General features: G+C 72.0%; 24 protein-coding genes. 7 read left to right on the top strand and 17 right to left on the bottom strand.

All coding sequences use genetic code 11. The features are described from left to right. Window positions 1-6: 6 nt before the first annotated feature. The 3 genes from ASD16_RS12930 to fdxA form a co-directional block, all read right to left on the bottom strand. Complete coding sequence (locus ASD16_RS12930) at window positions 7-1305, bottom strand: citrate synthase (RefSeq protein WP_055917746.1); 1299 nt, start codon at window positions 1303-1305, stop codon at window positions 7-9. A gap of 198 nt (window positions 1306-1503) precedes the next feature. After that, window positions 1504-2634, bottom strand: coding sequence for a succinyldiaminopimelate transaminase (gene dapC / locus ASD16_RS12925; RefSeq protein ID WP_200942941.1), 1131 nt, complete (start codon window positions 2632-2634; stop codon window positions 1504-1506). Between the two features lie 10 nt (window positions 2635-2644). Beyond that, window positions 2645-2971, bottom strand: a complete 327-nt coding sequence (gene fdxA / locus ASD16_RS12920) for a ferredoxin (RefSeq protein ID WP_028050935.1) — start codon at window positions 2969-2971, stop codon at window positions 2645-2647. Between the two features lie 84 nt (window positions 2972-3055). On the opposite strand from fdxA, the gene ASD16_RS12915 reads away from it, so the two are divergent. Further along, on the top strand, window positions 3056-3328 hold the full coding sequence (locus ASD16_RS12915) for a hypothetical protein (protein ID WP_055917744.1): 273 nt from the start codon (window positions 3056-3058) through the stop codon (window positions 3326-3328). Here the strand turns inward: ASD16_RS12915 and ASD16_RS21450 are convergent, their stop codons facing one another. The 7 genes from ASD16_RS21450 to ASD16_RS12880 form a co-directional block, all read right to left on the bottom strand. Then, the gene (locus ASD16_RS21450; protein WP_082570822.1) at window positions 3329-7006 is read right to left on the bottom strand and encodes a VanW family protein; all 3678 of its coding nucleotides are present in this window, start codon (window positions 7004-7006) and stop codon (window positions 3329-3331) included. 156 nt (window positions 7007-7162) lie between these two features. Continuing rightward, window positions 7163-7648 carry a flavin reductase family protein gene (locus ASD16_RS12905; protein WP_055917741.1) on the bottom strand — a complete coding sequence of 162 codons (486 nt, stop codon included), beginning with the start codon at window positions 7646-7648 and terminating at the stop codon, window positions 7163-7165. After that, window positions 7645-8064, bottom strand: a complete 420-nt coding sequence (locus tag ASD16_RS12900) for a DUF6113 family protein (RefSeq protein ID WP_157453926.1) — start codon at window positions 8062-8064, stop codon at window positions 7645-7647. The genes ASD16_RS12905 and ASD16_RS12900 overlap by 4 nt, the downstream gene beginning before the upstream one ends. 5 nt (window positions 8065-8069) lie before the next feature. Further along, window positions 8070-9020 carry a PIG-L family deacetylase gene (locus tag ASD16_RS12895; protein ID WP_055917735.1) on the bottom strand — a complete coding sequence of 317 codons (951 nt, stop codon included), beginning with the start codon at window positions 9018-9020 and terminating at the stop codon, window positions 8070-8072. A gap of 7 nt (window positions 9021-9027) precedes the next feature. After that, complete coding sequence (gene typA / locus ASD16_RS12890; RefSeq protein WP_055917732.1) at window positions 9028-10968, bottom strand: translational GTPase TypA; 1941 nt, start codon at window positions 10966-10968, stop codon at window positions 9028-9030. Window positions 10969-11074: 106 nt separating this feature from the next. After that, complete coding sequence (locus ASD16_RS12885) at window positions 11075-12886, bottom strand: ABC transporter substrate-binding protein (RefSeq protein WP_162250306.1); 1812 nt, start codon at window positions 12884-12886, stop codon at window positions 11075-11077. Window positions 12887-13078: 192 nt separating this feature from the next. Beyond that, window positions 13079-14923 carry an ABC transporter ATP-binding protein gene (locus tag ASD16_RS12880; RefSeq protein WP_055917726.1) on the bottom strand — a complete coding sequence of 615 codons (1845 nt, stop codon included), beginning with the start codon at window positions 14921-14923 and terminating at the stop codon, window positions 13079-13081. 79 nt (window positions 14924-15002) lie between these two features. Here ASD16_RS12880 and ASD16_RS12875 point away from each other — a divergent pair, with 79 nt between their 5' ends. After that, on the top strand, window positions 15003-15611 hold the full coding sequence (locus ASD16_RS12875; protein ID WP_157453925.1) for a PH domain-containing protein: 609 nt from the start codon (window positions 15003-15005) through the stop codon (window positions 15609-15611). Between the two features lie 23 nt (window positions 15612-15634). On the opposite strand, the gene ASD16_RS12870 is transcribed toward ASD16_RS12875, so the two are convergent. The 3 genes from ASD16_RS12870 to ASD16_RS12860 form a co-directional block, all read right to left on the bottom strand. Beyond that, the gene (locus ASD16_RS12870; RefSeq protein ID WP_055917719.1) at window positions 15635-16723 is read right to left on the bottom strand and encodes an ABC transporter permease; all 1089 of its coding nucleotides are present in this window, start codon (window positions 16721-16723) and stop codon (window positions 15635-15637) included. Then, window positions 16720-18240: an ABC transporter permease gene (locus ASD16_RS12865; protein WP_055917716.1), complete on the bottom strand. Its 1521-nt coding sequence runs from the start codon at window positions 18238-18240 to the stop codon at window positions 16720-16722. Before ASD16_RS12865 ends, ASD16_RS12870 begins: the two co-directional genes overlap by 4 nt. Window positions 18241-18429: 189 nt before the next feature. Then, the gene (locus ASD16_RS12860; RefSeq protein WP_055917712.1) at window positions 18430-20268 is read right to left on the bottom strand and encodes an ABC transporter family substrate-binding protein; all 1839 of its coding nucleotides are present in this window, start codon (window positions 20266-20268) and stop codon (window positions 18430-18432) included. Between the two features lie 364 nt (window positions 20269-20632). Here ASD16_RS12860 and ASD16_RS12855 point away from each other — a divergent pair, with 364 nt between their 5' ends. Both ASD16_RS12855 and ASD16_RS12850 read left to right on the top strand, forming a co-directional pair. Next, on the top strand, window positions 20633-21097 hold the full coding sequence (locus ASD16_RS12855) for a nitroreductase family deazaflavin-dependent oxidoreductase (protein ID WP_055917709.1): 465 nt from the start codon (window positions 20633-20635) through the stop codon (window positions 21095-21097). After that, window positions 21094-21642 (top strand): GNAT family N-acetyltransferase, encoded by a 549-nt coding sequence (locus ASD16_RS12850; RefSeq protein WP_055917706.1) that lies wholly within the window; start codon window positions 21094-21096, stop codon window positions 21640-21642. Before ASD16_RS12855 ends, ASD16_RS12850 begins: the two co-directional genes overlap by 4 nt. Here ASD16_RS12850 and ASD16_RS12845 read toward each other — a convergent pair. Then, on the bottom strand, window positions 21633-22115 hold the full coding sequence (locus ASD16_RS12845; protein WP_157453924.1) for a CGNR zinc finger domain-containing protein: 483 nt from the start codon (window positions 22113-22115) through the stop codon (window positions 21633-21635). The genes ASD16_RS12850 and ASD16_RS12845 overlap by 10 nt on opposite strands. A 107-nt stretch (window positions 22116-22222) precedes the next feature. On the opposite strand from ASD16_RS12845, the gene ASD16_RS12840 reads away from it, so the two are divergent. After that, window positions 22223-22891 (top strand): hemerythrin domain-containing protein, encoded by a 669-nt coding sequence (locus ASD16_RS12840; RefSeq protein WP_055917700.1) that lies wholly within the window; start codon window positions 22223-22225, stop codon window positions 22889-22891. On the opposite strand, the gene ASD16_RS12835 is transcribed toward ASD16_RS12840, so the two are convergent. Together ASD16_RS12835 and ASD16_RS12830 are read right to left on the bottom strand one after the other, a co-directional pair. Further along, a complete protein-coding gene (locus ASD16_RS12835; RefSeq protein ID WP_055917697.1) occupies window positions 22882-23610 on the bottom strand; it encodes a bifunctional 2-polyprenyl-6-hydroxyphenol methylase/3-demethylubiquinol 3-O-methyltransferase UbiG in 729 nt (242 codons plus the stop codon). The genes ASD16_RS12840 and ASD16_RS12835 overlap by 10 nt on opposite strands. A 41-nt stretch (window positions 23611-23651) precedes the next feature. Continuing rightward, window positions 23652-24308, bottom strand: coding sequence for a response regulator transcription factor (locus ASD16_RS12830; RefSeq protein WP_055917694.1), 657 nt, complete (start codon window positions 24306-24308; stop codon window positions 23652-23654). Window positions 24309-24399: 91 nt separating this feature from the next. On the opposite strand from ASD16_RS12830, the gene ASD16_RS12825 reads away from it, so the two are divergent. After that, window positions 24400-24678 carry a GlsB/YeaQ/YmgE family stress response membrane protein gene (locus ASD16_RS12825; RefSeq protein ID WP_055917690.1) on the top strand — a complete coding sequence of 93 codons (279 nt, stop codon included), beginning with the start codon at window positions 24400-24402 and terminating at the stop codon, window positions 24676-24678. A gap of 44 nt (window positions 24679-24722) precedes the next feature. On the opposite strand, the gene ASD16_RS12820 is transcribed toward ASD16_RS12825, so the two are convergent. Continuing rightward, complete coding sequence (locus ASD16_RS12820; RefSeq protein ID WP_055917688.1) at window positions 24723-25496, bottom strand: VOC family protein; 774 nt, start codon at window positions 25494-25496, stop codon at window positions 24723-24725. Between the two features lie 52 nt (window positions 25497-25548). Between ASD16_RS12820 and ASD16_RS12815 the strand changes: the two genes are divergently transcribed. After that, window positions 25549-26817 carry a lactate 2-monooxygenase gene (locus ASD16_RS12815; protein WP_055917684.1) on the top strand — a complete coding sequence of 423 codons (1269 nt, stop codon included), beginning with the start codon at window positions 25549-25551 and terminating at the stop codon, window positions 26815-26817. Window positions 26818-26825 lie beyond the last annotated feature (8 nt).

Raw genomic sequence — 26825 nt, 5'->3', positions numbered from 1 at the left:
TGCGCGCTACCGCGCGTCCAGCTCCGTGTAGTCGCGCGAGACGGCACCCGTGTAGATCTGCCGCGGACGGCCGATCTTGGTCTGCGGGTCCGTCATCATCTCGCGCCACTGCGCGATCCAGCCGGGCATGCGGCCCAGCGCGAACAGCGGCGTGAACATCTCCTCGGAGAAGCCCATCGCCTTGTAGATGAGCCCCGTGTAGAAGTCGACGTTCGGGTACAGCTTGCGGGAGATGAAGTAGTCGTCGGAGAGCGCGATCTCCTCGAGGCCCATCGCGAGGTCGAGCAGCTCGTCGTTGCCGCCGAGGGCGGACAGGACGGAGTCGGCGCTCTTCTTCACGATCGCCGCGCGCGGGTCGTAGTTCTTGTAGACGCGGTGCCCGAAGCCCATGAGGCGGACGCCGGGCTCCTTGTCCTTGACGCGCTTCATGAAGTTCGTGGCGTCGCCGCCGTCGGCCTGGATCTCCGTGAGCATCTTCAGGACGGCCTCGTTGGCGCCGCCGTGCAGCGGGCCGGACAGCGCGTTGATGCCGGCCGCGACCGACGCGTACAGGTTGGCCTGGCTGGAGCCGACGATGCGCACGGTCGAGGTGGAGCAGTTCTGCTCGTGGTCGGCGTGCAGGATCAGCAGCTGGTCGAGCGCGGAGACGACGACCGGGTCCGCCTCGTACTGCTGGTACGGCACCGCGAACGTCATCCGCAGGAAGTCCTCGACGTACCCGCGCGAGTAGTCCGGGTACAGCAGCGGCTCGCCCTTGGACGCGCGGTGCACGTACGACGTGATGGTCCGCGTCTTGGCCAGGATCAGCACCGTGGCCAGCTCGACGGTCTCCGGGTCGAACGGGTCCAGCGACTCCGGGTAGAACGTGGACAACGCGTTGATCGCCGACGCCATGACGGCCATCGGGTGCGCGTGGCGCGGGAACGTCCCCATGAACGTGCGGAAGTCCTCGTGCACCAGCGTGTGGCGGTTGACGCGCTCCTCGAACGCGTCGAGCTCGCCGGGCGTGGGCAGCGCACCGTGGATGAGCAGGTACGCGACCTCGAGGAACGTGGAGTGCTCGGCCAGCTGCTCGATCGGGTACCCGCGGTAGCGCAGGATGCCCTGGTCGCCGTCGATGTACGTGATCTGCGACTCGCAGGACGCGGTGTTCATGAAGCCGGGGTCCACGGTGACCAGGCCCGTGTCGCGCAGCAGCGAGGAGACGACGATGCCGTCGTTGCCCTCGGTCGCGGTCACGATCGGCAGGTCCTTGGACTGTCCGTCGACGATCAGCTGGACCGGGGCGGTCACGACGTCCGACATGGTGTTCCTCTCCTGCGACTCCCGGGTGACGGGGATGTCCCGCGGCGTCCGGTCGTCGGCGACTGCGCTGGATGGGCCTGCTGGGCCTGCGCGTGCGTGCCCTCGTTGGCGTGGATCGACGGTACCCGCGCGGAACGTTCCGTGACCAATCCTCGACGAGACGTTGGCACGGCTGTGACGACCATCACACCCGGCGGACTACGCCCCGGACAGACGAGCCGCCGCCTCCGCGATGCTGTCGTCCGACGCCGTCAGTGCCACCCGGACGTGCTCCGCGTCGCCGTAGAACGCGCCCGGTGCCACCAGGATCCCCAGACCGGCCAGGTCCGCGACCGTGGCCCAGCTGTCCTGACCGCCCGACTCGGGGCGCACCCACAGGTACAGGCCGGCGTGCGAGCGGTCGACCGCGTAGCCCGCGCTCTCGAACGCCGCCCGCAGCACGCGGCGACGGCGCCCGTAGACGGCCCTCTGCGTCGCGACGTGCTCGTCGTCGCAGAGCGCCGCGGTGGTGGCTGCCTGCACCGGACCGGGGACGATCATGCCGGCGTGCTTGCGCACCTCCAGCAGCCGCGCGACGAGCACCGGGTCGCCCGCGACGAACGACGCGCGGTAGCCCGCGAGGTTGGACTGCTTGGACAGCGAGTACACCGCGAGGAGGCCCGTGAGGTCGCCGCCGGTCACGCGCGGGTCGAGGACGCTCGGCACGCCGGTCGACGCCCACGGCTCGTCCCACGCCAGCTCGGCGTAGCACTCGTCGGACGCCACGACGACCGGTCGCGCCGACGCGCGCGCCGCGTCGACCACCGCGCGCAGCTGGTCGACGCCCAGCACGGAGCCGTCGGGGTTGCCCGGGGAGTTCAGCCAGACGAGCCGGACGTCGTCACCGTGGGCGAGCCGCCCGGCCGGGTCGTCGGTCGGCTCGGGTGTCGCGCCCGCGAGCCGCGCCCCCACGTCGTACGTCGGGTACGCCGCCGACGGGTGCAGCACCACGTCGCCCGCGCCGAGGCCGAGCAGCGACGGCAGGAACGCGACGAGCTCCTTGGAGCCGACCGTTGGCAGGACCGCCGCCGGATCGAGACCGCGGACACCGCGCCGCCGGGCGAACCAGTCGACGACGGCCTCCCGCAGTGCGGGGGTGCCGTGCGTCGTCGGGTAGCCCGGTGAGTCCGCCGCTGCCGCCAGCGCCTCGCGCACGAGGGCCGGCGTCGGGTCGACGGGCGTGCCGACGGACAGGTCCACGATGCCGCCCGGGTACGCGCGAGCGCGCTGGGCGAACGGGGTGAGGGTGTCCCAGGGAAAGTCCGGCAGGTCGCCGGTCAGCAGGCCCACCGAGGCGGCGTCAGTCGCCGTGCACGCGCAGCGGCAGCGTCGCGATGATCGGGTGGTCCTTGTCGATCTCACCCATCTTCGCGGCACCACCAGGCGAGCCGAGGTCGTCGAAGAACTCGACGTTCGCCTTGTAGTACTCGGTCCACTGCTCGGGGACGTCGTCCTCGTAGTAGATGGCCTCGACGGGGCACACCGGCTCGCACGCACCGCAGTCGACACACTCGTCCGGGTGGATGTACAGCGATCGCTTGCCCTCGTAGATGCAGTCCACGGGACATTCCTCGATGCACGCCTTGTCCTTGACGTCCACGCAAGGCTCGGCGATCACATACGTCACGGTCGGTCCTCCACAGGCCAGGGGTCCTCTTAGTATCGCTCACATGCGCAGACCCGTGACGCGGTGTCCATCACAGGGACACCCATGAGCGCGGGAGGCTGGCGCAGCTGGTCGCCGGGGGTGCGCGTCGTCGTCCGCCGCCTGCGCGACGACCTGCCCGAGCCGCACCCCGACCACCCCGACCTGCACGTCCCGCAGCACACGGACGTGCTGGGCGAGCTGATCGCGGTCGACGACGACGGGGTCCTGGTCCGCACCCGACGCGGCGAGGTGCGCGTGCCCGCCGCCGACATCGTGCTCACCAAGCTGGTCCCGCCGGCGCCCGCCGACCGGCGTCACCGGCCGACGGGCACCTGACTAGGGCGTCGGGGGCGGTGTCGCCGTCGGCGGCGCGCCGCAGATGATCTTGTTCTGCGGCTTGTAGCGCCAGGAGTTCGACTCCGTCTTCTCCAGAGTGCCGTTCAGGTAGGTCTTGCGGGTCACCGTCACCGAGAAGCCCGGGTTGCCCGCCGACTGCGCCTCGCACGTGGGCGACTGCGAGTACACCGTCGTCGGCGCGACGACCCCGGACCTCGGGCTGGTGATCGACTCGACCGTCCAGTGCTTGGTCCCCCACACCCGCACGTACACGCGACCGCCGGAGACCCACGCCTGGACCAGGGCCCCGTACGGCGTGTTGTTCTCCCACCGCATGTCGAGGGTGCCGGTGAAGATCGTGGCCTCGCGCCCCTCCGGGTACCGCGAGAACCACTCGCTGTGCGGACGGTGCTCGATGTCCTTGAAGCCCGCCAGGAACGATGCGTTGTACGTGGTCGTCGAGACCTGGCTCAGGCCACCGCCCCACGCGTCCGTGTGCTCACCGCTCACGATCGCGCCCGCCTCGACGTACCCGTGCGCGGCGTCGATCGGGCCGAGGGCCTCCGTCAGGCTGAACGTCTCCCCCGGCCGGATCAGGGTGCCGCTGATCTTGCTCGCGCCGTTCGTGATGTTGATCGTGCGGCGCGGCTCGCTGTTCAGCGGCGTCGAGAACTCCGAGACGATCTCCTTGACCCCGAGCGCCTCGAGCTCGGCCGTGGACTCCGACGGGTCCGCCTGGACCAGCTCCACCGTTGCCGTGCGGTCCGGTGCCGCGGTCGCCGCCGCGACGCTCGTGGCGAGCGCCGCCGGGTCCAGCGACGTGCCGGGGGTGCCCGGGATGATGACGGGCGCGTCGTTGACGAACTCGAAGTGGGCGTCCGCCGACTGGGTCAGCAGGTCGGGCAGCTGCGCCAGCACGACCTCCGTGAGGCCGTCGCCGTTCATCTGCAGGACCAGCGCTCCGTCCGTCGGCACGAACGACGCGTTCGCCGCGAGCGTCGGTGCGTCGAGCAGCGCGCTCTGACCGCCCACCGATACCGTCACCGGCGCCGACGTCACCTGCCGCGCCTCGACGAGAGCGGCGTCCGTCTCCTCCTGCGTGATGTCCGGGGCGACCGTGGCGGTCGGCAGCTCGATCGGGCGCGCGGCCACCAGCCAGTCGGCCGCCAGCACGTCCGCGGCACCCGCCTGGTCCAGGTTCCAGCCGTCCACCGCCGCCGTCGACTGCGGCGTCGCATCGACGAACACGACGGTGCCGTCCACCGGCGCGAGCGCCAGCGACGTCCCGAGGTCGGAGATCGCCGCGGACAGCGCGTCCTCGTCGACCGACGTCACCGGGTCCTGCGCGCCGACGCCGGCGAGGTGCGCCCAGAGCCGTGCCGGTTCCGCGAGGTCCACACCCGTCAGCTCGTCGACCGTGGCCTGTGCGTCGAACGTCAGACCGGCAGCCGTCGGGTCGATGGTGGCCTGGACGTCGTTCGCGACCACCTCGATCGGCTGCGTCGTCGCGTCCGCGAGCTCCGCGTCCAGGTGAGCGACAGCCTCCTCGGACGTCAGCCCACCGATGTCCACGCCCGCGACCGTCGCACCGCGCGGCACCCGGTCCGCGAGCGCGTACGACGCTCCGACGTACACCGCACCCAGCGCGACGACGACGGCCGCGACGATCAGCAGCCGCTTGGGCCAGCGCCGCTTGCCGTCCTCCGCCTCGAACACGTCCAACGGCGACTCGGCACGCTCCGACGGCGGCACCGGGCCGGACGGGATCGGCGCCTTCGGCTGCACCGGTGACTGCGCGGTGGGCCGGGCCGCACCGGCGGTGGGCGCGGCGGGAGCGGCACCGGACGCGGCCCCTGCCGCGGTCGCTCCGGCGGCAGCTGCTGCGGCTGTTCCAGCGGCAGCTGGTGCGCTCGTTCCGGCGGTAGCTGGTGCAGTCGTTCCGGCCGCCGCTACTGCGGTCGGTCCCGCGGGGGCGGGCGACGCGGGCGTGGGCACCGGCCCCTTGGGCGACGTGGGTGCGGCGACGGTCGGCGAGTACGGCGCGGCAGCCGACCCTGAGGGGGACGCCGCACCGGTCGTGGCTGCTGCTGCGGCCGTGCCGGCAGCGGCTCCGGCGGCTGCTGCGGCCGCGGTCGCTGCCGCCTCTGTTGTCGAGCTCGGCGGGACCGGCCCGGACGGCGTCGGCGCGGTCGAGACCGGCGACGGTCCTGGCACCGTGCGGGTGACCGGTGCGGCGAGCGTCCCCACCGGCTGTGGCGGCGTGGGTGCCGGAGCAGGCGGCGCGGCGACGACCGGCGGGATGACGGCGGTGGCGTCGTCGCGACCAGCGGGCGTGCCCGCGGGCGGCTCGGGCGGCGTGGGCGCTGCGTCCGCGCCTGCGGGCGCCACGCTCGCGCCGGTCGGCACGCTGGAGGCGGGCGGCACGCTGGAGGCGGGCGGCACGCTGGAGGCGGGAGGCTCGGTCGCGGCAGCAACGTCGTCGCGGGCGGGCTCCTCGGCAGCATCGGCCGACTGCGCGGGTGCATCGACAGCGCTCGCCGGGGTCGGGTCCGCGGCTGCGGTCGTGCGCTCGGGTGCGGCGTCGACACGCGCGTCGGACCTGCCCTGATCGGCAACCTCGTCGATCGGCGCCTCGCCGCCGGTCGCCTCGTCGGCCGTCGCGTCGTCGGCGATCGCCTCGTCGACAGTCGCCTCGTCGGCAGTCGTGTCGCCGGCAGTCGCCTCGTCGGCAGTCGTGTCGTCGACGACCGTCGAGTCGACGACCTGCTCGTCCGCGGTCGGCTCGTCCGTACTGCCGACGGTCTCCTCGTCGATCGACGGGTCCTGCGCGGGCCCGTCGGCGACGGCCGCAACGGCTGCGACGGCCGGCACCGGCTCGTCGCCCGTCAGCGGCTCGTCGACGGCACCGGCACCGGCAACGGGTTCGTCGGCGACGGACGCCGCGTGGTCCTCGGGCGTGGGCTCGGGCTCGGTCGGCGGCGTGGGCTCCGCCTCGGGCTCAGACGCTGCTTCGGCTACGGGCTCTGAGGTCGCGTCGGCTTCGGGCTCTGACGCCGCCTCGGCGTCGGACTCAGGCGTCGCCTCCACGTCGGGCTCCGGCGTCCGCTCGGCGTCTGGCTCGGGCCCGCGCTCTGCGTCGGGCTCGGACTCGTCGCCAGGCGCGGGCGCGGGCTCGGGCTCGGGCTCGGCGGCAGGCTCGGACTCGTCTCCAGGCTCGCGCGCGGGCTCAGCGTCGGGCTCGGGCTCGGGCTCGGCGTCAGGCTCGGGCACGGTGACCTGCTCCGTCCCGAGGGTCGCCTCCGCTTCGGGCTCCGGCGTCGTCTCAGCGAGTGGGACATCGGCCAGCGGCGACTCGTTCGCGACGGACGAGTCGGCGACGGAGGATTCGGTGGCGGAGGATTCGGTGGCGGGCGCATCGGCGGTCTGCTCGCCTGCGTCCTCGGCGGCAGGGGCTGACGCGTCGACGGCGTCCTCGTCAGGAGCGGTCGATGCGGGCTCGCCGGCGGCGGGCTCGTCCGCCGACGCCTCGGGCTCCGTGACGGGCTCGGCGGCGCTGCTGTCGCCCCACACGGGCCAGACCGGGTCCGACGACGGACGGCTGCTCTCCGCAGGACCGGAGCCCTGGGGCCCGTCCTCGCTGCGCTGTCCGGGCTCGTCGCGCTCGGTGCCGTTAGTCATCCGCTCCCCCGCTGCTCCACACGCGCACAACGCGTCCGCGCGAGTCTACGTGCCTCGGGGAACTGGATCTGCCGCATCACGACGGCGAGGGAACGTTCTCACCCGTATCGCCGAGCCGCGACCGCGACGGGATGCCTCGACGCCGTCGGCGAGGTGTCAGCGGACGCCGTGCAGGCGGCCGCGCAGGTGGACGAGGCCACCGGCACCGGCGGCTCCCTGCTCGGCGACGAGGACCGTTCCGACGACGACGTCGTGGTCGCCCGCCCGGTGCACGGAGTCGGTCCGGCAGTCGAACCAGGCCGCGGCACCGTCGACCCAGACCGCGTCGGCGACGGGCGCCGGCCGGTGCGGGACGCGGGCGAGCTGGTCGATCGCGGGCCGTCCCGGGGAGGCCAGCCAGTCGGCGGTGTGGGCCTGGTCGTCGGCGAGGACGCTGACGGACCAGGTGTCCACGTCGTCGAGCGCGTCGCGGAACCGGGCGTCGGTGTGGACGCAGAACAGGAGCATGGGCGGATCGAGGGAGACCGAGGTGATCGCGCTCGCCGTCATGGCGTGCAGGGTGCCCCGCCAGCGCAGCGTGATGACGGCGACGCCCGCGGGCAGCCGCGCCACGGCGGAGCGGAACACGTCGGGCTCGCTCACGGAGGTGGGTCCGCGAGCTCGTGCTCGATCACCGGCTCCGCGGCTGGGCGCGGCGGCCGTGGGCGGTCGTCGAACAGCCCGCGCGGCAGGAGTGCGACGACGATCGTCGCGGCGGCCGATCCGAGGAGCCACACCCAGCCGACGGCCTGGCCGTCGGGCACGAGGGTGTCACCCCCAGGGCCGGACACGGTGAGGACCAGGACGGTGACCACGAGACCGAGCGCGTAGCCGCCGAGCGCGACGAACCCGGTCCAGGCGCGGACCGTGATCGCGGCGACGAAAGCCAGGGTGAGGCAGACCACGACCCCCCACGGCGGGATGCTGCGGTGCATCACGGTGCCGAGGGTGCCGACGAGGACTCCGAGCAGGAGGGCCGCGACGGTCGAGGCGACGGCGCCGGCGGAGAGGCGTTGCACGCGCGTCACGTTACCGGGCGCACGCCGGCGGGCCACACGACGTCCGCACCCGAGCCGCCGGTCCCCCGCCGGTACGCCTCGGTGGGCAGGACCGGCGCCAGGATGCCGTTGCTCAGGGCGTAGCAGGCGACGAGCCCACGGTCGTCGTCGACGGCGCGGATCGCCTGGACCTGCGTGACGTGGGCGCGCAGGGCGTCCAGGACGCGGTCGCGCACGGGCAGCACGTCGACCTCGATCTCGATCTCGTCGTCCGGGACGGCGACCGAGGGCAGCTCGGCGACGGGGTCCGGCAGCTCGAGGTCACCGTGCAGCGACCCGAGCGCGGCGACGACCGCGTCGCCGCGCAGGGCACGCATGCCGCGCTGCAGCGCGAGGCGCCCCTGGACGGCCCACAGCACGACGGGCACGGAGAACGCGGGTGAGGCCTCGTCGGGTCGTTCGCGGGCGAAGTCGAGCGCCCACTGGGTCACCTCGTGGGTGCGCACGTGGTCGGGGTGGCCGTAGCCGCCGTCGGGCTCGTACGTGACGACCACGTCGGGGCGGCGCGACCGGATCACGCGGGCCAGCCGCTCGGCGGCCTCCTCGAGCCCGACGCCGACGAACGCTCCCTCGGGGACCTCGTCGGGAAGCCCGGCACGGCCGGTGCCCACCCACGCCATGCCGGAGTCCTCGAAGCGCTCCTGCGTCGGGCCGGGGATCGTGTCGAGGTACCCGCGGTCCCGCACGCCGAGGGCGGCCAGCGCCCTGCCCAGCTCGTGGTCGCGGTGCTCGGCGAGCGCCGGTCCGTCACCCTCGAGGTGGGCCAGGCGCGCGCCGATGACCTCACCCCGCTCGCCGCGCGTGCAGGTCACGACGGTGACGGGACGACCGGCGGCTGCCCAGGTGGCGAGCAGCGCGCCGGTCGCGAGGGACTCGTCGTCGGGGTGCGCGTGCACCGCCAGGAGCCCTCCGGTCATGCCGAGGTCAGGCGCGCTTCGCGCGGGCCGTGATGCGGGCGCGCTCGGTCTGGTCGAGCACCACCTTGCGGATGCGCACCACGGTCGGGGTCACCTCGACGCACTCGTCCTCGCGGGCGAACTCGAGGGACTCCTCCAGCGTGAGGTTGCGCGGCGGGATGAGGTTCTCGAAGTTGTCGGCCGTCGCGGACCGCATGTTCGTGAGCTTCTTCTCCTTGGTGATGTTCACGTCCATGTCCTCGTTGCGCGAGTTCTCGCCCACGATCTGGCCCTCGTAGACCTCCTGCGTGGGCTGGACGAAGAACGAGCCGCGCTCCTGCAGGTTGATCATCGCGAACGGCGTGACGGGACCCGAGCGGTCGGCGACGAGCGAGCCGTTGATGCGGGTCTCGATCGGGCCGGCCCACGGCTCGTACCCCTCGGAGATCGACGACGCGATGCCCGTGCCGCGGGTGTCCGTGAGGAACCGCGTGCGGAAGCCGATGAGGCCACGCGCGGGGACGAGGAACTCCATGCGGACCCAGCCGGTGCCGTGGTTCGACATGGTCTCCATGCGGCCCTTGCGCTGCGCGAGCAGCTGGGTCACGGCGCCGAGGTACTCCTCGGGGACGTCGATCGTCATGCGCTCGACGGGCTCGTGCACCTTGCCGTCGACCTTCCTGGTGACGACCTGCGGCTTGCCGACGGTCAGCTCGAAGCCCTCGCGACGCATCTGCTCGACGAGGATGGCCAGCGCGAGCTCACCACGGCCCTGGACCTCCCACGCGTCGGGACGCTCGGTGGGCAGGACGCGGAGCGAGACGTTGCCGACGAGCTCCTTGTCGAGCCGGTCCTTGACCTGGCGGGCGGTGACCTTGTGGCCCTTGCCGCCGCGGCCGGCCAGCGGCGAGGTGTTGATGCCGATGGTCATCGAGATCGCCGGGTCGTCGACCGTGATGAGCGGCAGCGGACGCGGGTCGTCGGGGTCGGTCAGCGTCTCACCGATGGTGATGTTCTCGATCCCGGCGACGGCGACGATGTCCCCGGGGCCTGCGGAGTCCGTGCTGACGCGCTCGAGCGCCTTGGTCTCCAGCAGCTCGGTGATCTTGACGTTCGCCAGGGTGCCGTCGGCCTTGGCCCACGCGACGGTCTGACCCTTGCGGATCGTGCCGTTGAAGACGCGGAGCAGGGCGAGGCGGCCGAGGAACGGGGACGCGTCGAGGTTGGTGACGTGCGCCTGCAGCGGCGCGCCCTCGGTGTAGGTGGGCGCGGGGATCCGCTCGAGGATGGTCTTGAACAGCGGCTCGAGGTTCTCCGAGTCCGGCAGGCCACCGTCGGCGGGCTGGTTCAGCGACGCGCGGCCGGCCTTGGCGGCGGCGAACACGACGGGCACGTCGAGGATCGCGTCGAGGTCCAGGTCCGGGACGTCCTCGTGCAGGTCGGACGCCAGGCCCAGCAGCAGGTCGGTGGCCTCGTGCACGACGTCGGTGATCCGGGCGTCGGGACGGTCGGTCTTGTTCACGACCAGGATCACGGGCAGCTTGGCGACGAGCGCCTTGCGCAGCACGAAGCGCGTCTGGGGCAGCGGGCCCTCGGACGCGTCGACCAGCAGGACCACACCGTCGACCATGGACAGGCCGCGCTCGACCTCGCCGCCGAAGTCGGCGTGCCCCGGGGTGTCGATGACGTTGATGGTGATGCCGCCGGGCTCGCCGATCTCCGCGGCCGCGGGACCCGTGTACCGGATCGCCGTGTTCTTGGCGAGGATCGTGATGCCCTTCTCACGCTCCAGGTCGCCGGAGTCCATCGCGCGCTCGTCCACGTGGGCGTGGGACCCGAACGACCCGGACTGCCACAGCATGGCGTCGACCAGCGTCGTCTTGCCGTGGTCGACGTGAGCGACGATGGCGACGTTGCGCAGGTCGTTGCGCACGCTCGTGCCTGTCGGCGCAGACGTGGGCTCAGACATGGGGGAACTCATCTCAGAAGGTGGGGAGCGCGCCGGGTCGCCGGTCGCGCCGATCGATTCTACCCGCCCACCCGTCCGCGTGCGTCAGAAGGTGACCAGACCCACGTCAGCCGGTGCGCGCCCAGGCCCACCAGTCGGTCAGGTCCGCCCGGCCGAGCGCCAGCGGCTCCACGTCGGGCGCCGCCGGGGTCGTCCCGGCGGTCGGTGCGGCCGAACCCCGCGTGGCGACCACGACGGGCTGTCGCACCAGCGAGAGCACCGCACCACCGGCGTCGAGGCTCTCCGCGACCGCGGCGAGCTGGTCCTCGACGGTGCTCGGGTCAGGGTCGACCGTCTGCGCGAGCGTCGCCGCGGCGGCGTCGGTGGCCGGGTCCGACCAGCCGGTGACGTTCGTCGCGCCTCCCGTCCGCCACCGCGACAGCACCGAGTCGAGCGGCAGGTCCGACTGCGGGACCGGCACCAGCGCCGCGTCCCACGCGTCAGGCGCCCCCACGAGGTCCGGACCGAGACCGTCGACCGGGGTGTACGGCTCGACCTCGAACCCGACGTCGGAGGCCGACTCGGTGATCAGGGCGAGCATCGCGGCCCGCAGGGGGTCGGTGGTGTTGACCAGCACCTGCACCGTGACGGGTTCGGTGACGCCCGCCTCGTCCAGCAGCCGGCGCGCGCCCGCGATGTCCGCCGGACCGCTCGGCGCCACGTCACCCCCGGCGTCCGGGCCCACGGTCGGCAGCAGCGCCGCGGCGACGACCGCCTCCGGCCACAGCGGCGCGACGACCGTCGAGACGAGGGCGTCCCGCGGCACGGTCAGCAGGAACGCCTGCCGCACGGCCGACGCGACCGCGGAGTCACCTCCGTACGTGGCGGGGTCGAACGCGCCGACCCCGGCTGCCTGGACCTGGAGCTGGAGCGTGCTGTCGCCCCCCGTGCGCACGTCGGCGCCGGTCACCTCCGCCAGCGCGTCGAGCACGTCGCGGGTGTCCGTCGGAGCCACCACGTCGACCGAGCCGGCCGCGAGCGCCTCGACCTGCTCCAGCGGCTCCAGGTCGGTGCGCACCACCACGCGGTCGTAGCTCGCGGCGCCGGCGCCCTCGTACGCCTCGTTGCGGACCAGCTCGACCCGCTCGCCCGGCACGATCACGTCCACCGCGTACGGCCCGGTGGTGACCGCCTGGTCGACGTGCTGCGCGAGGGCGTCGGCCTCGAAGTCCGTCCGCCAGGCCTCGGAGATCGAGCTCAGCGCCTCCTTGTCCTCGTCGACGATCGCCTTCGTCACCGCGGCGGCGGCCTCCGTCGGGTCCTCGACCCCCAGCGCCGACTGCCCCACCACGTGCGCGGGGACGTTGACGTCGAGCGCGACCTGCCAGTCCGGCACGGGCGTCGCATAGACGAGCGTCAGCGTCGCACCGTCCACCGTCGGCAGCTGCTGGGCCTGCGCGAGCGCCGGAGACGCCGCCGCGAACGCGACCCCCGCGTCGAGCTCGTCGTTGTTGGTGATCCCGCCCTGCGCGTCGAGCTCAGGGGTCACGTCGTCGAGCTGTCCGCTGCGCGCCGCCCACTCCAGCAGGAGGTCGGCGGGGGTCACGGCCGTCCCGTCCGACCACGTCGCCGACGGGTCGATCGTGTACCTCACGGTCAGGGGCGAGTCGCTGACCTTCTCGACGGAGCCGAACCCCTCGTCGAAGACCGCGGTGCCGTCCTGGTCCAGCGAGACGAACCCGGCCTGCACCAACGAGCGCACCAGGGTGCTGCCGGGCGCCCGCCCCTCGGCCGTGCCGCCGTTCAGCGACGTGAACGGCATCCCCAGCGTCACGACCACGGTGCCGCTGCGGTCCGGCTGGGGCGTCTCCTGCGTGCAGCCTGCGACCGCCGCGAGCGCGACCAGCGCGACGACCCCGAAACGTGACCCCTTGAACACCGCGCGCCTCCCGCAGACCGACATGATCGAGGCGGACCACCGCACCCCGTCATCGAGGGGTATCGGTCGTTTCCGCCTGAAGGTCAACCATGCCGGACACATCCGTCGGAATCGGCAGAAGAGAGACGGACGCGCCGCGAGCGCCGTCCCCGCAGGGAACGGCGCTCGCTGTCCTTGCTCGGCTGTGGCCGCTCAGAACCCGCGGCCGGTCATCCGCTCGTTGTCGACGTCGGTGATGTCGTGCGCGTCGATCTTCTCGGCGTCCTGGGCGTGCAGGAGCTCCTCGCGCTCGAGCTCGTCGCGCTGCGCCTCGAGGAGGGCGTCGCGCGCCTCGCGACGGGCCTGCTGCGCGGCGGGGTCCGGCACCGGCACCGCAGCCAGGAGCCGCTGGGTGTACGGGTCCTGCGGGTGGTTGACCACCTGCGCGGTCTCCCCCACCTCGACCAGCTTGCCGTTGTGCATGACGGCGATGCGGTCCGCGAGCATCTCCACGACGGCGAGGTCGTGGCTGATGAACAGGCACGCGAAGCCGTGCTCGCGCTGCAGGTCCTGGAACAGGGCCAGCACGGTCGCCTGGACGGAGACGTCGAGCGCGGACGTCGGCTCGTCGGCCACCAGCAGCTGCGGTTCCAGCGCCAGCGAGCGGGCGATGCCGACGCGCTGGCGCTGACCACCGGACAGCTCGTGCGGGTACCGGTTGCGCATGGCCCGCGGCAGCTGGACCTGGTCCAGCAGCGTCTCGACCGCCGTCGACATGGCGGCACCCTTCAGCCCGCGGTGCAGCAGCAGCGGCTCCGCGATCGACTCGCCGATCGGCAGGCGCGGGTTGAGCGACGAGCCCGGGTCCTGGAAGACCATCCCGACCTTGGTGCGCAGCGGCTTGAGGTCCTTGGTGGTCGCTCCCACCATGTCCTGGCCGACGATCCGCAGCGAACCCCCGGTCACCGGCTGCAGACCGACGATCGCGCGACCGATCGTCGTCTTGCCGGAGCCGGACTCACCGACCAGCCCGACGACCTCACCGGCGCGGATGGTCAGGTCCACGCCGTCGACCGCGCGGAACGCGGGCGTGCGACGGCGGCCCGGGTACTCGATGACCATCTGCTTGGCCTCGAGGACGACCGCGCGGTCCGACGTGGTGACCGTCGGGGCGTCCGCGACCGGGGTCGCGCTCGTCCCGGACTGCTCCGCGGCCTGGATCTCGGCGCTGCGGCCCAGGTGCGGCACCGCGTCGAGCAGCTTGATCGTGTACGGGTGCTGCGGGTTCGCGAAGAGCTGGCGGGCCTCACCCTGCTCGACGACCTTGCCGTCCTTCATCACGATCATCGTGTCGGCCATGTCGGCGACGACGCCCATGTCGTGGGTGATCAGGACGATGCCCGAGTCGATGCGGGAGCGCAGGTCGCGCATGAGCTTGAGGATCTCGGCCTGCACCGTGACGTCGAGCGCCGTCGTCGGCTCGTCCGCGATGAGCAGCTTCGGGTCGCACGCCAGCGCCTGGGCGATCATCGCGCGCTGGCGCTGACCACCGGAGAGCTGGTGCGGGTACGCGTCGATCCGGGTCTCGGGGTTGGGGATCTCGACGAGGCGCAGGAGCTCCAGCGCACGCACGCGGGCGTCCGCCGGCCCCATCTCGAAGTGGGTCCGGAGCGTCTCGATGATCTGGAAGCCGATGGTGAAGACGGGGTTCAGCGCGGTCATCGGCTCCTGGAAGATCATCGCGATCTCCTTGCCGCGGATCCGGCGCAGCTTGTGCGGCGGCATCCCGATGAGCTCGCGGTCCCCGATCACGGCCGAGCCGCGGGCCCGGCCGTTCGGCGGGAGCAGGCCCATGAGGGCCATCGAGGACTGCGTCTTGCCGGAGCCGGACTCGCCGACGATCGCGAGGACCTCGCCGGGCCGCACGTCGTAGTTGATGCCGGTCGCGGCCGGGTACCACGTGCCGTCCACGTAGAAGTCGACGCCGAGGTCCCGCACCTGCAGCACGGGCGTGCGGGTGTCGGTGGGCGGCGGGGCGTCCGAGATGTCGATGGCCACGTGATCAGGATCCTTCCTGCGCACGGTGGGCGCGTCCGCATCGGACGGTCGCCACCTGCGGTTCTGCGAGCATGGGCATGTGCGTCCCACTCTGGAGTTCTCGTCGAGGTACGGCCGTGCGCTCACGGTTGCCGCGGGCGTCGTCGCCCTCGTCGCCGTGGTCGCCGTGGGCGTGCAGGACGGCCTCGGTGAGGTGGTCCGCGCGCTGCCGCTGGCCGGTGTGGTCGTCCTGCTGGTCTGGGCGCTGTTCTGGCGTCCGGCGGTCGTCGTGAGCGACGGCGGGGTGCTGGTCCGCAACCCGCTGCGCAGCACGCACGTGCCCTGGCCCACCTACCGCGGGCTCACCGTGCAGTGGTCGCTGGTCCTGCACACCACCGACGGCGACGTGACCGCCTGGGCGGCACCACGATCGAGCGGCACGGCCGCCCGCATGCACCGGTCCACGGGTCCCACCGACGACGCGGCCGTGACGGCCACGACGGACGCCCGGCTCCCCGGCACCGCCGAGGACGTCGCCGCAGCGATCGGCGACCGACACCGGGCGCTGGCCGACGCCGGCTTCCTGCGCGACGCGGAGCAGGCCCGCACCGCCGGGGGCATCCGCCCCGAGCGCCACTGGCACGTCGCGACGATCGCGGCGCTCCTGGTGCTCGTCGGCACGGCGGTGGCCGTGCTGGCCACCGCCTGAGCCGTACGCACCGGGGGCGTTCATCACTGCCCGTACCCGCTGCCGGCCATCGGGCCGGACTGGTTCGGGATGGTCGACGTCAGTGCGCCCCGCGCCGAGCCGTCCGCCTTCATGGCGTTGGCCATCTTGCGCTCCGACGGGATCCGCTTCTGGCGCGGGTCGAACGCGTCGCGCAGGCCGTCACCGATGAAGTTCACGCTCAGCGCGATGATCACGATGAAGATGCCGGGCCACCAGAACAGCCACGGCCGCGTCGAGAACGCCTGCTGGTAGGTCTGGATCATCTGGCCCAGCGAGATCGTCGGCGGGGTGATGCCGAAGCCGAGGTAGGACAGCGCGGTCTCCAGCAGGATCGCCGAGCTCATCAGCAGCGTGGTGCTGACGATGATCGTCCCGATCGCGTTGGGCAGGATGTGCTTGAAGATGATCCGCCCGCTGCTGGCACCGGCCACGCGCGCCGCGTCGACGAACTCCCGCTCGCGCAGGGCGAGGAACTCGCCTCGCACCAGCCGGGACAGCGTGGTCCACAGGATGAGCCCGAGCGAGATGGCGAAGACGATCGCGCTGATCTGACCGGAGAGCTTGCCGATCACGGCGCCGATGACGATCGTCGGCACGGTGATCACCAGGTCGGTGAACCGCATCAGGGCCGTGTCCCGGCCGCCGCGGTAGAAACCGGCGATCGCGCCCACGAGGACGCCGATGACGCCGGCGACGATGCCGATCACGAACATGACCATGAGCGAGGTCTGCACGCCGTGCATGACGCGGGCGAAGATGTCCCGGCCCAGCTCGTCCTGACCGAACGGGTGGTCTCCCCACGCGGGCGGGAAGAGGCTCAGCGTCGGGGCCCCACCCGGGTTCGACATCGGGTTGCCGGTCTCGTAGCCGGTCCACATCCACCAGCCGGGGATGGGTCCGATGCCCACGGAGGTCACGGCCAGCAGGATCGTGCCGCCGAGGGCGGCGAGGCCGACGAGCGCTCCCTTGTGCCGGAAGAACCGGCGGCGGACGATCTGCCCCTGGGACAGCCCGACGACGTCCTGGAGCTCGATCGCGTTCTCGACGGTGTCGCCCGACGAGGGGGTCTCGGGGTGCGTGGAGGTGCTCATGCGTCCAACCGGATTCTCGGGTCGATCGACGCGTAGATGATGTCCGCGACGATGTTGGCGATGATGGCGAGCGTCGCCGTGATGAGGAGGTACCCCATCACCGGCTCGATCTCGGCGTCGTTGAGCGAGCGGACGAACAGCTGGCCCATGCCGGGCCGCGCGAACACCGCCTCGGTGATGACCGCGCCACCGATGAGCGTGATGATGTCGATCGGCACGATGGTCGCGAGCGGGATCAGCGTGTTGCGGAACCCGTGCCGGACCACGACGGCCCGCTCCGGCAGGCCCTTGGCCCGCGCGGTGCGGATGTAGTCCTGGCTCATCACCTCGAGCATGCTCGAGCGCGAGTACCGCGTGTACGCGGCGAACGCGATGAGCACGAGCGTCGCGGTCGGCAGCAGCAGGTGGGTGAACGCGTCCAGCACGCCGACCCAGTAGTTGCCGCCCAGTCCCGGGGTGCGGTCACCGAACGTCGGGATCGGCCGCCCGCTCAGTGCCTTGAAGTACGGCGGCCAGACCTGCATGACCTGGTCGATGAAGATGAGCCCGCCGGTGATGAACGCCACCGCTGCGCCGGTGCGCGCGGAGATGCCCCAGTCGGGACCGCCGTAGAGGCGGCCGATGAGGAACCCGACCGCCATGGCGAGCAGGGCCAGCCCGAAGATGATCCAGTTGTTCTCGTCGATCGAGTCGAAGACGACCTGCATCGGCAGGTACAGCGCCAGCCCGACGCCTACGGTCGTGAGCCCGGTCCACATCGCGCGGCGGTTGTGCACGCCTGCGAACACCGCGGCGATGGCCACCGCGGAACCGCCCGCGAGGATCAGCAGCAGGATGGGGCCGATCTGCGGCCGCTCCCACCAGCCCGAGAGCTGCAGGTAGGCGAACATCGCGAACGTCGACACCGCGGCGACCCCGAAGACCTGCCAGCGGCGTGCGGGTCGCCCGCCGACGGCGAGCGACCAGAACAGGCCTGCGACCACCGCGATGCCGGCGATCACCGACCAGGCGATCACCGGGTCCTTGAGGAAGTCGTTGAAGCCGATCGCGGCCCACTGCTTGAGCAGGACGGCGACCCAGAAGGAGGGCAGCGAGTAGAGCAGGAACGACAGGAAGATGATCCCGTAGTCGAAGCCGCTGTACTGCCGCAGGGCGCTGACGATGCCGACGGTGACACCGATGACCAGCGACAGGATGGTCGCGGCGGTGACCAGCTGCAGCGTCGAGCCGATCGCGTGCACCAGCAGGTCCTTGACGGGCTGCATGGAGCGCCACGCGACACCGAAGTCGCCGGTGAACAGGTTGCCGAGCCACATGAAGAACCGGACGACGACGTTGGTGTCCAGGTTGAGCAGGTCGATGCGCGCAGCGATCAGCTGCGCCTTGTTCGGCGCCGTGCTCTCGCGGAGGTCTTGCAGCGGGTCGATTGCGGCGTCGACCAGGACGAACATGAGGAAGAGGGCCACGAAGAGGGTGGCCAGTCCCGCCAGGATGCGGCGGAGCAGGAAGTTCAGCACGGGTGGGCTACCTCGCTGGGATCGGGCACCACGGGTCGGGGGGATCGTATCCCTGCGGCCGCCGCGGTCCGGGGTCGAACGACCACAGGCACGTCACCGGGGCGCCGAGACTCGTGGTTCCGGCGCCCCGGTGACGTCTGACCGGGAGGTTCCTCCGCCGGGCTCAGCGCCCGGCGGAGGAACCGTGGATCACTCGGACGCGGCCTCGCCCGCGGTCCACTCCCAGAAGCCGTAGAAGATCGTCGGCGCGATCGTCAGCTTCGAGACGTTGCCGATCTTCTCCGGGTTCCAGGCGGTGACGCCGGGGAACTGGAAGATCGTCACACCGAACGCGTCGTTGACGAGCTCGGTCTCGATCTGGGCCAGGAGCGGCTCCTGGTCCGACTGCTCCGTGGCGACCTGGAGCTCGTCGAAGAGCCCGTCCACCGTGGCGTTGGAGTAGCCGTAGAAGTTGTTCCCACCACCGGTGCGGTAGTTCGCGTCCGACTCGGTGACGGCGGTGGAGGTCGACTGCCAGCCGAAGAGCGCTGCGTCGTAGAAGCTCGTCGCGTTCGAGAGGTCCGTGCCCCAGTCCGTCTGGACCTGGTAGGGCTGGACGTCGAAGCCGGCCTGGGCGGCCGACGCCTTGATGAGCTCGTACTCGTTCTGACGGCGCGTGTTCTCCGGGTCGAAGAGCAGGCGGACCGTGACGGCCGGCACGCCGGCCTCGGCGAGGAGGGCGGTGGCGCCCGGGATGTCCAGGGCGAAGGCCTCGGCCTGGCCGTTGGCCTCGACGATGGGGTCGTACATCGGCGAGCCGGCAACCTGCGTGTACGAGTTGCGGAGCTCTGCGGTCGGGTCGAGCGGCTGGATCAGGTTCTCCATGATCTGGTCGCGCGGGATCGTCTTGAGGAACGCCTGACGAACCTTCTTGGCCTTCTCCGCGTCGCCGCCGTAGGTCGCCGGGTCGAACGGACCACCGTTGGCGAACTGCAGGTCGACGTGCTCGTACGTGCCCTCGGGGCCGGACTCGACCTCGAGGCCCTCGATGGCCTCGACAGCGGTCTTGACGTCGGCCGTGGCCTGCGGGTTGATGAGGTCGACCTCACCGTTCTGCAGTGCCTGGACCTGGCCCATCGGGTCGCCGTTGTAGCGGACCGTGACCTTGTTGAAGACGGCCTTGTGGTCGCCCTCGTAGTCCGGGTTCGCGGTCAGGGTGATGAACTGCTCCTGCTCGAACTCCGTGATCTGGTAGGCGCCGCTGGTGACCAGCAGGTCCTCGTCGGACGGCATCGACGCGTAGTTCCAGTCGGTGCTCCACGACTTGGCGATCGGCGAGAGGTCCTCGACGTTCCCCTCGTCGATGGCGGCGACGAGAGCGTCGGTCGCCTCGCCGGCGTCCTCGATCCCGAGGGCGCGCTGCGCGACGACGTGCGCCGGCAGGTTCATCGAGATGGCCGTGGTCCAGTCCGCGAACGGCTTGGTGTAGGTCAGGGTGATGGAGTCGCCGTCGATCTCGGGCGTCTCCTCGACGAGGGCCATCGCGGGCGAGGCCGCGTCGAAGTAGACACCAGCGTCCAGGGCGTCCTGGTTCGTGATGTTGCCCTCTTCGTCGTACTCCGCCTCGACGTTGTTGAACTTGCCGCTCTGGGCGGCCCACTCGAGGAGCAGGTCGGCGGGGCCGGCGGGCGTGCCGTCGGACCACTTCGCGGTGTCGGCGAACGTGTACTTGACCTGCAGGGGGTCGTCAGAGACCTTCTCGTAGGTGCCGAACGACTCGTCCTGGACCAGGTTGAGGTCGGCGTCGTAGTACCAGAAGCCCGAGTTCAGCAGGTACAGGATGACGTTGTTCGCCGTGGCGTTGCCCGTCGTGCTGTTGCCGTTGGCCGAGTAGAACGGCTGGTTCCAGGCGATGTTGACGGACGTCTCGGTGTTGATGCCCGCGTCGTCGGTCGCGTCGTCGCTGCCGCCGCCGCTGGAGCATGCCGCGAGAGCGAGCACGCTCGTCGCGGCGACCGCTGCGAACGCGGCCTTGCGTGTGATCCTCAATTTTCCTCCCGAGAAGGGTGGTGGGCTCTGTGGTGCTGCGCGGGAGTACCGCCCAGCACGCGGTCCAGAGTCCGCCGGGGTGTGGCGACACGGTAGTCAAGCGAATAGTGGACAAAGCGGACAGTTCACAGAGCGCAACCCGATTGTTACGCGATTGATACTGAGCGGTACGTCTCACCATCTGGAACCGGCCGCGTGGCGCCCCGCATGTTTCTGGTGCGTTACATGAGGCGCGCCCACGGACAACCCCATCAGACACCATCCGAGAGGGTCGTGCTATAGCAACGCGCTCGGCCGCCGGACATACCGCCCCACCTGCGCGTCTGTCGTCCGTCCAGGGTCCTGGGTCGGGGACACTCCTTCGATGGGCTTCACCGCAATCGTCCGCAGGGTCGGGCGCACCCGCTGGTTCGCCCGGATCGGCCGAGCGACGTCCCAGCTCGACCGACGGCTGCACAAGGCGAGCCGCGGCCGGCTCAGCATCCTCGGCAGGCCGACACTCCCCCACCTCGTCCTCACGACGACCGGGAGGACGTCCGGGCAGCCTCGCGAGGCCGTCCTGCTGTACGCGGTCGACGGCGACAGCTGGGTGCTCATCGGGTCCAACTGGGGGCAGGACCGCCACCCCGCCTGGTCGGGCAACCTCCTCGCCGACCCGCACGCGACCGTCACCATCGCGGGCGCCACCACGCCGGTCGTCGCGACGCTCGCCGACGCGGACGAACGCGCCCGACTGCTTCCCGCGCTGCTGGCCGTCTGGCCCGCGTACGCGGACTACGCCGGCCGCACCGACCGAGAGCTGCGGGTGTTCCGCCTGGACCGGGCGTGAGCACCCCGCTGGTCCTGCCGACGCTCGTCGGGGACGCCGTCAGGCTGCGCGCCTTCTCCCGCGCCGACCTCCCGCTGGTCCGCGAGGCGACGACCGACCCGCTGATCCCTCTGATCACCTCGGTGCCGGCGTTCGGCGACGACGACGCGTGCCTGGCCTACCTCGCCCGACAGGCCGACCGCCTGACGACCGGCGCGGGATACGCGTTCGCCGTCGCCGATCGTGCCACCGACCTCGCCGTCGGGCACCTCTACCTCGGGCTGCGCGACATCGACCTCGGCCGCGCGGCCGCGGGGTACTGGATCGCCCGCTCGCACCGCGGCCGCGGGCTCGCCGGGGACGCCCTGCGCACCCTGGTCCGGTGGGCGGTCACCGTGCGCGGCATCGACCGAATCGAGCTGTACGTCGAGCCGTGGAACGTGGCGTCGGCGCGGACCGCGACCAGCGCGGGCTTCGTGCGCGAGGGGCTCCTGCGCTCGTGGCAGAAGGTCGGCGACGAGCGCCGCGACATGGACATGTACGCCTTCGTGAGCCCTCAGGCCTGACGGGCCCGCCGGCGGTAGGCGCGGGCCTTCATCACGTCGCCGCACTCGTTCATCGAGCACCATCGCCCGGAGCGGTTGCGTGAGCCGTCGTAGTACACCCACTGGCAGTCGGGGTTCGCGCACGCCTTGAGGCGGGTCCACTCCCCCGCGGCGTGGGACCGGTGCACGTCGGCGAGCAGCCCGGCGACGACGGCGTCGCCGCCCGCGGGCTCCAGGGTCGCAGCGCCCGCACCGAACGCGACGACGAGCGGGTGGGCGGCCGCGAGCGCGTCGAGACCGGCCGCGTCGCCGGTCGTGAGGTAGCGGCGCACGGCGTCGCGGAACGCCACCAGACCGGCGGGGCCGTCAGCCAGGTGGTCCGTGCCGTGGAACCGGTCGTCGGTGTTGAGGAGCGCGCGCACGCGCTCGAGCGGTCCGGGGGCGACGCCCGGCTCGCTCCCGAGCTCGACCCACTGCAGCAGCTGGTCCGGCATGGACACCTCCCTTGACGTCGTCAGCGGCTCGCCACCATAGTCATCACCAGCGTACTGGTTTTACTGGTGACGCACTGACCGATCCGCCCACGAGAGAGGGACGCACGATGACCGCCGTCACCAGCACCGAGAAGCTCGGCTGCGACACGTCCGACATGCTCACGATCCACGCGCTGTTCCGTCGCGCCTTCACGGACGCCCCGGTCCTGGTCCGTGGGGTCGCCGACGGCGACACCGCTCGGATGCTCGCCGTCGCCGACCATGTCCGGGAGGTCGCCGGGGCGCTCCATCACCACCACGAGGGCGAGGACCTGCTGCTCTGGGACACCCTCGAGAAGCGAGCGCCGGCCTGCGCGCTCCACGTCGGCCTGATGCGGTCCCAGCACGCCGCCACGGCCGCGCAGCTGGAGCGGCTCGACGGCCTCCTGGACGCGTGGGAGGAGTCGGCCGGCGGCACCGAGCGTGACGCCGTGGCCTCGCTGCTCGACGACGTGCGGGACACCCTCCTGGCGCACCTCGGCCAGGAGGAGACGCAGATCCTGCCGACGGCGTCCACGGTGATGTCGCAGCGGGAGTGGAACCTGCTGCACGAGCACGGCATGGCGTCGGTCCCGAAGGACCGCCTCTTCCTCCAGCTCGGCTGGATCCTGGAGGTCGTCCCCGCCGACCAGCGCGCAGGCTGGCTGCGGACCAACCTGCCGGCACCTGCCCGCGTGCTGTGGCGGCTGGTGGGCCGGCGCCAGTTCGCCGCCCACCGGGCCCGGGTCTACGGCTGACGGCGGGCCACGAACACCAGCTCCCGGCCGGGACGGTCCGGGGCCTCGCGCACGTCGAGGACGCCGAACCCGGCGCTGACCAGCGACGACTCGATCGTGCGCCGGTCCCGGAACCGCAAGGTCGAGTCGGAGGTCAGCACGGCACCGTCCGACGCGAACACCCACGTCGACCGGAACGTGACGAGCTCTCCGCGGACCTCAGTCACCTCGGTCCACGTCTCCACCTGGCCGACCCCGTCGACGACCGAGACCTCGTGGGTCGCCTCGCGGGTCCACTCGCGCCACGCCTCGCGCTCTGGACGACGCGTCTCGAACACGAGGTGACCGCCCGGGGACAGCGCAGCGTGGAGGGCGTCGAGAGTGGCCGTCCACGCCTCGTCGGTCAGGAAGACCTGGGCGACGTTCCCGGTCATCGTCGCGACCTCGACGCCCAGCTCCCCCACAGTCGTCGCGTCACCGTGCACCCACCGGACGGCGTCGGCTCCGGGCTTGCCCCGGGCCACGTCCAGCGACGCCGCCGCCGGGTCCACCCCGGTCACGTCCAGCCCGCGGGCTGCGAGCAGCAGCGCGAACGTCCCGGTGCCGCAGCCGACGTCGAGCACGCTACGGGCGCCGAGCTCGTCGACGATCGCCGCGTACACGTCGAGGTCGCCGCGGTCGGGGTCGAGGGGGTCGTAGAGCTGCGCGAGGCGGGGAACCTCGAATCCGTCGTCGGCCATGCCGGGACGCTAGGTCCGACCCGTGCGTGTCGTCTCCGCCTTTACGGTCCCCCGCGCCAGTGGTCGATGCGGCGGTGGTCGGGGACGAACCCGTGGTCGACACCCCACAGCACCGCCTTCGTGCGGCTCTCGACACCGATCTTGCGGTAGACCGACCGGATGTAGGACTTGACCGTGTTCGGGCTGAGGTAGGTGTGCGCGGCCACCTCGGCGTTGCTCAGACCCTGCGTGATCAGGGCGAGGACCTCCGACTCGCGGTCCGTCAGGCCCTCGTCGCGCCCCGGCCAGTCCAGGCCGTTGGCCGGGCGGGCGCGGCCCGGGACCTCGCTGACCACGACCTCGCCGGCGTGGACCGCCTCGAGGGCCGCGACGAGCTCGCGCGCCGGCAGCGCCTTGGACAGGTACCCGCGCACGCCCTGCTCCCGGGCGCTGGCCACGAGCTCGGGGTGGAAGTTCCAGGTGAACACGACCACGCGACGCGCAGCCGGGTTGCGCAGCAGCACCCCGATCTCCTGCTGGTCGGACTCCGGCTGCGCGAACGCGTCGTAGAGCACGATGTCGACGGCGTCGCTGACCGGGGTGTTCGTGTCGATCTCGGCCACCACGACGCGGTCCCGGTACTGGTCGAGGATCTTGGCCACGCCCATCACCACGACGTCGTAGTCGTCCACCAGGGCCACGGTGATCGGTGCGGGCATACGGCGACGATAGACCCCCCTAGGGGTGTACTGCACCCGCCCTAGGGGTGGTGTTGTAGGGAGCGACAACCACTCCAGAGGAGGCACCACCATGCTGGGACTCATCGTCACCATCATCATCGTCGGGCTCGTCGCCGGGCTGCTCGCGCGCCTCATCGTCCCCGGCAAGCAGGACCTGTCCATCGCCATGACGATCGTCATCGGGATCATCGGGTCGTTCGTCGGCGGGTTCCTCGGCTACCTGCTGTTCCGCAACGACGCGTCCGACGGCTTCCTGCAGCCGGCCGGGCTCATCGGGTCGATCATCGGCGCGATCATCGTGCTGCTGATCTGGATCCGCGTCGGCGGTCGCCGCTCGGTCACGCGCTGACGACCGGCCGGCCCCGGTCTGCGGACCGGGGCCGGCGGCTCGGCTCACCGCGGTGCGGGCTGCGGCGGATCCGAGCGGTGCGCGTCGGACCTCGGGCTCAGCAGACCGATCTGGTGCCCGTCCGGGTCCGCGAGCACGGCGAACCGCGAGCCGAAGAACGCGTCGAACGGCCGCTGCCGGGACTCGTACCCGAGGCCCGTCATCCGCGTCCACACGGCGTCGACCTCCTCGCGGCTGCCCAGGTGGATCGACAGGACCGTCGCCGCCGCGTCGTCGTCCGGGCTGCCGCTGTTCCAGAAGGCGACCGACCGGTGCTCGTCCAGCTCGACGCTCAGCCCCTCGAACCGGATCTCGGCGTGCGGGTCGACGGGCTCGCCGACGTCCCAGCCGAGGTCGCGGTAGAACTCTCCGGCGCGAGCGACGTCGGAGACGACGAGGTTGAGCTGCGTCGGACCCGGCAGCGCGTGGGCCGAGGGCCGTTCCTGTGGCGTCTGCTGGTGGAGCAGCAGACGCCAGGTGCCGGCACCGTCCCGCGTGTAGGTCGACGCGAGCGTCGCGCGGTAGGTATCGCGCCCGCGGGCGCCCGTGAAGTCGTAGACGACCGTCGCCGTGGTCCCGGACTCGACCAGCTGCGGTGCGCCGAGGTCGACGTCGTCCCAGCCGGGCGACTCGTCCATCGCGGCGACGCACTGCGCCCTGGTGAGCACGGCACCCGGGACGACCACCACCGCGTCGTCGTGGAGGACCCGCGCGTACACGTCGCCGCGCCCGAGCGCGAGCTCCCGTTCGATCGCCATCAGCTCGTCGGTCACACCCATGCGGTCCAGGCAACCACCGGCCGCTGCGTCGCGCAGTGCCAGACTGCGACACGTGAGCAACGACGCCGTCGGCCGCGCGGTCCAGTCCCGCATCTACCGGGCGGGGGTGTTCGGCCGGCGGCCGGTCGTCCCTGTCGAGCCCTCGGCGCTCGAAGCCGCCGCACGTGCACGGATGAGCGAGGTCGCCTGGGCCTACGTGGCGGGCGGCGCCGGCCGGCAGCGCACCGTCCAGGCCAACCGGGACGCGTTCGACCGGCGCCGGATCGTGCCGCGCACGCTCGTCGACGTCGAGCATCGCGACACGTCGGTCCGGCTGTTCGGGCGCCGGTTGCCCGCCCCGCTGCTGTTCGCCCCCATCGGGGTGCTCGAGCTGGCGCACCGGGACGCCGACCACGCCGTCGCCCGCGCCGCTCGGGCGCTGGACCTGCCGATGGTGATCTCGTCGCAGGCGTCCGTCCCGATGGAGGACGTCGCCCGGACCCTCGGCGAGGCGCCGCGCTGGTTCCAGCTCTACTGGAGCAAGGACGACGACGTCGTCGACTCCTTCGTGTCGCGCGCGGAGGCGATCGGCAGCGACGCGCTCGTCGTCACCCTCGACACGCACGTGCTCGGCTGGCGCACCCACGACCTCGACCTCGCGTACCTGCCGTTCGCGCGCGGCGAGGGCATCGCGCAGTACACGAGCGACCCGGCCTTCCGTCGCCTGGTCGAGGCGCGGGAGCCCTCTGCCGGGCCGTCGCCGCGCCCGACGCCGTCGGCCGTGCGCGCCCTGCACTCGATGGCCCGCCACTACCCCGGCCGGACGCGCGACAACCTCCGGTCGCCGCTCCCCCGCGCCGCCGTCGAGACCTTCCTGGACGTGTTCTCGCGGTCGTCGCTCACGTGGACCGACCTGGCACGGCTGCGTGAGCGGACGTCCCTGCCGATCGTGCTCAAGGGCATCCAGCACCCCGGCGACGCCGCGCTCGCGCTCGAGCACGGCGTCGACGGGATCGTCGTGTCCAACCACGGTGGGCGGCAGGTCGACGGGGCGATCGGCTCGCTCGACGCCCTGCCCGCGGTCGTCGAGGTGGTCGACGGCCGGATCCCCGTGCTGTTCGACAGCGGCATCCGCAGCGGTGCCGACGTGGTCACCGCGATCGCCCTCGGCGCGACGGCCGTGCTCGTCGGCCGACCGTGGGTCTACGGCCTGGCCCTCGCCGGCGCCGAGGGCGCTCGCGCCGTCATGCAGCACGTCTGGGCGGAGCTCGACCTGACGATGGCGCTGTCCGGGGTGCGGTCCGTCGACGAGATCGGGCCCGACCTGCTGGCTCCGGTCTGAGTCGAGGA

The organism is Cellulomonas sp. Root485, assembly GCF_001426705.1.
Classification (GTDB): Bacteria; Actinomycetota; Actinomycetes; order Actinomycetales; family Cellulomonadaceae; genus Cellulomonas.
Note: the sequence above shows the minus strand (reverse complement) of the source record. Positions and strands in the feature narration are given on the sequence as shown.

Excerpts from the sequence above, each read along its gene's own strand:
- ASD16_RS12870 (WP_055917719.1), bottom strand. The coding sequence starts at position 16,723 with ATGAGCACCTCCACGCACCCCGAGACCCCCTCGTCGGGCGACACCGTC.
- ASD16_RS12915 (WP_055917744.1), top strand. The coding sequence starts at position 3,056 with ATGAGCGCGGGAGGCTGGCGCAGCTGGTCGCCGGGGGTGCGCGTCGTC.
- ASD16_RS12825 (WP_055917690.1), top strand. The coding sequence starts at position 24,400 with ATGCTGGGACTCATCGTCACCATCATCATCGTCGGGCTCGTCGCCGGG.
- ASD16_RS12895 (WP_055917735.1), bottom strand. The coding sequence starts at position 9,020 with ATGACCGGAGGGCTCCTGGCGGTGCACGCGCACCCCGACGACGAGTCC.
- ASD16_RS21450 (WP_082570822.1), bottom strand. The coding sequence starts at position 7,006 with ATGACTAACGGCACCGAGCGCGACGAGCCCGGACAGCGCAGCGAGGAC.
- ASD16_RS12840 (WP_055917700.1), top strand. The coding sequence starts at position 22,223 with ATGACCGCCGTCACCAGCACCGAGAAGCTCGGCTGCGACACGTCCGAC.
- ASD16_RS12835 (WP_055917697.1), bottom strand. The coding sequence starts at position 23,610 with ATGGCCGACGACGGATTCGAGGTTCCCCGCCTCGCGCAGCTCTACGAC.
- ASD16_RS12820 (WP_055917688.1), bottom strand. The coding sequence starts at position 25,496 with ATGGGTGTGACCGACGAGCTGATGGCGATCGAACGGGAGCTCGCGCTC.
- typA (WP_055917732.1), bottom strand. The coding sequence starts at position 10,968 with ATGTCTGAGCCCACGTCTGCGCCGACAGGCACGAGCGTGCGCAACGAC.
- ASD16_RS12855 (WP_055917709.1), top strand. The coding sequence starts at position 20,633 with ATGGGCTTCACCGCAATCGTCCGCAGGGTCGGGCGCACCCGCTGGTTC.
- ASD16_RS12830 (WP_055917694.1), bottom strand. The coding sequence starts at position 24,308 with ATGCCCGCACCGATCACCGTGGCCCTGGTGGACGACTACGACGTCGTG.
- ASD16_RS12930 (WP_055917746.1), bottom strand. The coding sequence starts at position 1,305 with ATGTCGGACGTCGTGACCGCCCCGGTCCAGCTGATCGTCGACGGACAG.
- ASD16_RS12845 (WP_157453924.1), bottom strand. The coding sequence starts at position 22,115 with ATGCCGGACCAGCTGCTGCAGTGGGTCGAGCTCGGGAGCGAGCCGGGC.